This is a genomic window from Candidatus Woesearchaeota archaeon, from assembly GCA_026394965.1.
Classification (GTDB): Archaea; Nanobdellota; Nanobdellia; order Woesearchaeales; family 0-14-0-80-44-23; genus JAPLZQ01.
Genome location: JAPLZQ010000064.1, coordinates 1 through 6,022 on the forward strand (window position 1 = coordinate 1; position 6,022 = coordinate 6,022).

Here is a 6,022-nt window from a genome sequence, read left to right on the forward strand (position 1 = left end):
GGATACCTTACCTCGATGGGGGAACAGAGCCGTTTGCCTCAGCAGTAAGGGCTTACATCCCCGGGAAAACCGCATGCATAAACTGCCAGATGGGGCTTGAAAATATGGCTAAAGAATGGGCTAAGAGGAAAATGGAAAGGAATTCATGCGAATCAGAGGAAAAAGAGCCAAGTGTTGTAATCTCAAACATGATAGCAGGCTCCATTCTTGCAGGAGAGGCATCGCTGATGCTTGAGAGCGGGAAAGCAGCTAAAAAAAGCATAAACTATGATTCATCAGCTGATTATGAGCTCTACACAGCATTCATCACTTCCCCAATCTCTTCATGCAAATGCAATATGAAAGATTTGCGGAAAATCTGAGATTAATGTTTTAAACTATAAAATGCTTAATAATTGAAAAAGGAGAAAAAAATGAACGGATTTACCGGAAAAACATCGGAAAAGAGAAGAGTTAGCAAGTTAAGAGGCATACTCGCTAATGAACTGCCAGTTAGAAGCACTCCCTCTTTGGAGGAAAGCTGCGATAATATTCTAAATAAGTGGAACATAGAAAAAAATGCTTTTGTAAAGATGAGCATGTATCCTGCACTTTCTGATGAACTGACTGGGGGAATGGCTTTTTCCTACGGCTCATTGATAGCAGATGAAGAGGGGGTAATATCAGACATAACCTTTCACACCATTAACTCAAAAAGTTCCCCATCAATACATTTAGGCTGCTTTTCTGACTATGAAAAAATTGCAGATGGAATTGAGAGCGGAAATTACAAGACAGGAGATTACCTTGCAGGAATCTGGTATAAGATTGGGAAAAAAGACGCATTTGGCATTGAAAAAAACCAGCTTAAGCAATTGCTGAGATGCTTTGAATCATCATTTATAGGAAGTAATTATCCAGACAAGAAGAAAGGGCTTATTCTGGAAATAAATGAGCCTTTAATCCTTGATTTGAATGCTGAAGATGTGGTATTCTCTGAATATTCAGGGCATGACGGCTCTAAACCTGGAAAGACTGCAGAACTTAAGATAATAGATAGAAACAGGGCTCAGATTTCATATGACAAAATCAAGTCAGATTTTTCAGAAAGCATAATCCCCCTGCCAGAAAGCAGGGAAATCCAAAGAATTGATGAGATAATACGAAAGGAAGCTGATAAATTTCAGGATAAAAATACTTCCGGGCATAGCGGTAAAAAGCTAAATAAAATCGCTGAAAAAATCCTTCAGGCAGAGCAGCATCTGGAATACTCCAAAATTGCTGATAATAACAGAGAGAAAGAAACTCAAGCACAATCATCTTCTAAAAAAGGAGAAGTAACTGGATTAAGCAGAAAAATATGCGAATTAAGCGGGCATCCTCATAAAAAGAGCAATAAGCCAGCCCTTAAAACAAGGCACGAAAACCTCGTTTACGGAAAGATTAGGGATATCTTCAATGAGGAAATGGAAGAAACTCCTGGAGAAGGAAAAATATCTGAAAAGTTGAGAAAAATTCTTGGTTCTGAAAAAAAGGAAAGAGAAGGAGAGAGAAAAGATTCTGAAATTCCATCTTTTGAGGAATACGCTTCAAGAATTGGCAGGTATTTTGAGAGCAGGAAAAACGAGTTTGAAAGCTCAATAGGAAAATACATTGAAAATGCAATGGAGAAATACACCTCATCCATTGGAGAGCAGATAAAAGGGCTTGCCCAGATAGTTGAAAAGAATGTTTCAGCATTGGACAGGATGTCATTATTGTATGCTGGCTCGAATGCTTCCAGAGAAAATCCGCATTCAGGGCTTGAGGGGAGAGTAAGCAATGAAACCACGGCAAATCCTCTTCAGCGGGAAGAAGGAAGGGATTACAGAAGCGCAATAAGGGCGCTTTACCGCGCGCACTCAGGCAATGAAAGCGGGCTTATCAGCAAAATAAATTCTGAAAAGGCGCTGGTTTCAGCAGAAAAGATTGCAGCAGGAGACAGCCATTACTCTTTACCTGAAATTGCAGAGAGCTTTTCAGGTGATGTTGCTGAAGGAAAGAGGATTTGGACATGGAAGGAAAGGGCTAAAGCAATGGAAGAGCTTTACAGGAAAGGAATGCATGAAACTCTTTCACAAAAAGAGAGGGATGAGCTCAGGGCTGTAATTTACGCAATTGACGAAAACAAGTATGCGGGAAGATACAGGAAACGCGAGTCAGGAAAGGTTAAAAGAATTATCAAAAAGATGATTGCAGAATCAGAGGCGAATGAGAGGGCAGATGCAATAAAGGAAAACCAGCCATCTAAAGCATATGAAAGAAGCCCTTCCCAATCAGCGCAGGAAGCGCCGGTCCAGGGAAATTAGGAATTTCCCTTTTTTCTTCTTTTTCATCTAATTTATCATTAATCTATTGCTTTCATTTTTCAACCAATATATAACTACTAATAAGTAACTAAAATATCGAAAGATTTAAATAGTATTAGTTACTCCTAAGTAGTTATGAAAATGCAGATAATGGTTTCACTGCTTGTATTCCTGCTCGGATGGTTCTGCAGCAGCCTTTACTCTGAGCTGTCGCAGGAGTATTACATGGGAGGTTATTCTGCAGCAGGGGATTCTGCTTCTGAATTAACATCATCTGAAATCGGGCTTGAAGGGTTTCCTAATCCCGAAATTGCAAAATCCTCAGATGAACCTGATAAAAACACTCTTATTGAGATGCTCTTAGGGGAGCCCATAACAAAACAGGCGCCAGCAGACAGGATTTCTGAAAGCCAGATTTATGTTTTCAATGATAAAATCATAATCAATCTAAAAAATGCTGAATGGGCTTCATTCACTCCAACACATTCAATGGAGCCTGTCCTCAATGAAAATTCAAACGCTATTGAAATTGTTCCAGTAAGCGAGGATGAAATCAAAATAGGCGACATAATCTCATATGAGTCAGAATATGCAGAAGGGACAATAATCCACAGGGTTGCAAAGATAGGAAATGATGAAAATGGATGGTACTGCATTGCAAAAGGCGACAACAATCCAAGCGAGGACCCGGGAAGAATAAGGTTTTCCCAGATAAGAAGGGTTGTTGTTGCAATCATATACTGAAAAAGGAGAGCAAAATGGCACTTTTCAAAAGAAAAACAAAGGGAGTCAAGGAGAATTATTCATATCCTGACATAAGCGCAATTGAAGAAATAGAAAAATTCATGCCTATGGAGGAATATGGATGCCAAAGCGAGCTTGAGGAAATCCTGCGCGGAAAAACACTTGTAGGATATCTTGGCCCTAATGAACGCCTTTATGATGTTAAGGAAGCGGATTACAAAACCCTTCAAAGGATAGGGGTAACTTACGAGCAGATTGCAGGTTCTCTTGAAAGCATAATTCAGGGGGTAAATAACAGCATGGGGCAGGGAAAGCCAAAGAAGTCAACAGTTCTTCTTGACAAAAACTATTCTGCTGTTGAAGACAGGGCGCTTGCAACATATGAAGTTGAAGTTGAGAGGAAAGAGCCTGCGAGCTGTCCATGGAGCCAGATTTTGCCGGAATATTCATCCTTGAGCTGCAGCTACGGAAAGCAGGAAGGCAGATATGAACCTCAGGAAAACTATGAATTCACAGTAAAAAACCTGAATCTCAAAAAGTCATTCAGGTTCTATTCAATAAGCCCCCATCTGATAAGGGAGCACAAGTTCTTTGAGGGCAAAAAAACAAAGCTTAAGTTGGTTTACACAAGAAACCCTTACAGAATTGAGCCAGAAGAGGCTTCAGAAGTCCTCGGACTTATAAAATCTGGATGATAAGGTGAAATAAAATGATTCCAGAAAAGTTTGACGGGGAAATATTCATTTGAAGGAGTGCAAAAATGTCTCTTAAAATACTTTCAAGAATTGCATCAGCAACAGGCGCCCAAATACTGTCCGCCTCGCTTAGCGCAGGAATAATACTTGCAACTATAATATCAGCTGTTAACTAAAAAGGGATTGACTAAGAATATCACGCTCTATGGGGATAGAGATTGGGGGTGGATTTTTTTGTTTTTTTGTTTTTTTTGATATTTTCGGAAAACATTCAAAAAATATCAGGAATAGTTTAATAATCTGCTTTTCTCATAATAATTAATGCCGCAGTTTAACGAAAGAACACTCCTAAAAATCGCTTTTTTCTCTGCAATAGCAGGGATTATAGCCCTGTTCATAATCTCTGAATTCTCAATTCCTCCATTTAATTCAATCTTTGGTGCAGAAGGCATGAATGAGAATGAAAGGGTAAGAATAACCGGCATTGTTTCTGATGCGAAAATTACAAAATCAGGAATTCTCCTGAATGTTTCTGCAACTGAGTCAATTCTTGTAATGGTAAAAAACCCAGCAGCCCTGAAAATTGCGGGTTTGAACGGCTCAGAAGTGGAAGTAATCGGAAGAATAAGCATCTTCAAAGGAAAAAATGAGATTTCCGCTGATAAGGTTGAAATTATAGCATCTTAGTGAGAGAGATAAAATATTTTTAGGATATATACTTTTCCTAATACAAAAGATTAAAAAGAAAAATGCGCGTAGAATAAATAGGAGATTCTTTCTCTCAATAATAAGAATGTGAGGTGTGACAATGTCTTTGGAAAAACTTCTTAAAAAAGTGCAAGTTGTAGCAATAATGGACGACCAGCTGGGAGACTCCGGAAAAGGAAAATTCTCAAATTTCTTTTCAGAATGGGGAGAGGTAAACGCAAGAAGCACAGGGGGCAACAATGCAGACCACACTGCTGTTGTGAATGGCAAGGAAATCTCATTCCACACAGTTCCCGCAGGAATATTCTATGACTCGCTTGGAAAGATAACAATACTTGGAAACGGGATGGTTATTGAGCCAAAAGGGCTGTGCGAAGAGCTTGATTCATTGTCAAGAGCGGGGCTTTCATACAACAATCTTCAGATAAGCAAGGACGCAAATGTCATCATGCCTTATCACATAGCATATGATATTGCAAAAAACAAAAGCCAGAGAACCGGAGGAATCGGCTCAACAGGCAGAGGGATAGGACCAACCTATACAGACAAGATTGCAAGGCGCGGAATCACAATAAACGACCTTTACAACAAAGGCATACTTGCTGAGAAGATAAAAAGAGCAATGCAGTTCTATCCTGAGCAGAACATCAATATTGAAGAAATAATTGCAGGGCTTGAGCAGTACTCAGAAAAAATGAAGCTAATGGTAAGAGATACTGTCTCGGAAATGCACCACTTCATAAGAGACGGAAAGAAAATTGTGATAGAAAGCTCGCAGGGGCTTCTTTTAAGCATTGAACACGGAACATACCCTTATGTTACCTCGTGTGATGTCTCTGTGAACGGCACTGCGTCAGGAGTTGGGATTTCTGCTGCTGCAATCGACCTTCCAATCGGGCTAATGAAATTCCCTTACATGACAAGATTAGGAGGCGGACCTTTCCCAACTGAGATGGGAGGAAAGAAAGCATTTGAGTACGCAAAAAACGACAAAGCCACAAAAGAATACGAGCTTATCGACAACGGGATTCCATATTCCAAAGAAAACGGCATTATCACTTATGACCGCAACAGCGTGCTTATTCAGGAGCTCATGCACTCAAACGATGAATTTGACAAAGGGATAGGAATAAGGCTTTTTGCTAATGAGTATGAGGCAATAGTGGACAGGATAAGAAGAGTCGGCTGGACTGACGCTGTTGCAGCAAAATATGCAGTCGGGATAAACGGGCCGAAGATAATCCTTACAAAATGCGATGTTTTTTCAGGAATGGATTCATTCCGGGTGTGCTATGAATACTCAACAGGGCTTGATTCGTACACTGACTTCAACAAGGACCCTAATTTCCTGAACAAAATCATTCCAGTAAACAGGAGATACGAGGGCTACCCTGAAATCAGCGGGATAAGGCAGTATGAAAATCTCCCGAAAACCCTGAAAAGCGCAATCTTTGACTTTGAAGGGTTCACAGGTGCAGACGTGATTGCAGTGTCAGTTGGAAAAGACAAGGATGAAACAATAGTAAGGTAAAAAAATAATTTATTCTT

The 6,022-nt window shown here is 39.9% G+C and carries 6 protein-coding genes; all 6 read left to right on the plus strand.

The features are described from left to right. The coding region (locus tag NTV63_02585) for a hypothetical protein (GenBank protein ID MCX6709819.1) at window positions 1-362 on the plus strand (362 nt) is incomplete at its 5' end. 51 nt (window positions 363-413) lie between these two features. After that, window positions 414-2,327 (plus strand): hypothetical protein, encoded by a 1,914-nt coding sequence (locus tag NTV63_02590; protein ID MCX6709820.1) that lies wholly within the window; start codon window positions 414-416, stop codon window positions 2,325-2,327. A gap of 135 nt (window positions 2,328-2,462) precedes the next feature. Then, window positions 2,463-3,071, plus strand: coding sequence for a hypothetical protein (locus NTV63_02595; GenBank protein ID MCX6709821.1), 609 nt, complete (start codon window positions 2,463-2,465; stop codon window positions 3,069-3,071). A 14-nt stretch (window positions 3,072-3,085) separates the two neighbouring features. Next, window positions 3,086-3,766, plus strand: coding sequence for a hypothetical protein (locus NTV63_02600; GenBank protein ID MCX6709822.1), 681 nt, complete (start codon window positions 3,086-3,088; stop codon window positions 3,764-3,766). A gap of 321 nt (window positions 3,767-4,087) precedes the next feature. Beyond that, window positions 4,088-4,453, plus strand: a complete 366-nt coding sequence (locus tag NTV63_02605; protein MCX6709823.1) for a hypothetical protein — start codon at window positions 4,088-4,090, stop codon at window positions 4,451-4,453. A gap of 121 nt (window positions 4,454-4,574) precedes the next feature. Beyond that, window positions 4,575-6,005, plus strand: coding sequence for an adenylosuccinate synthetase (locus NTV63_02610; protein MCX6709824.1), 1,431 nt, complete (start codon window positions 4,575-4,577; stop codon window positions 6,003-6,005). The last annotated feature ends 17 nt before the right edge of the window (window positions 6,006-6,022 follow it).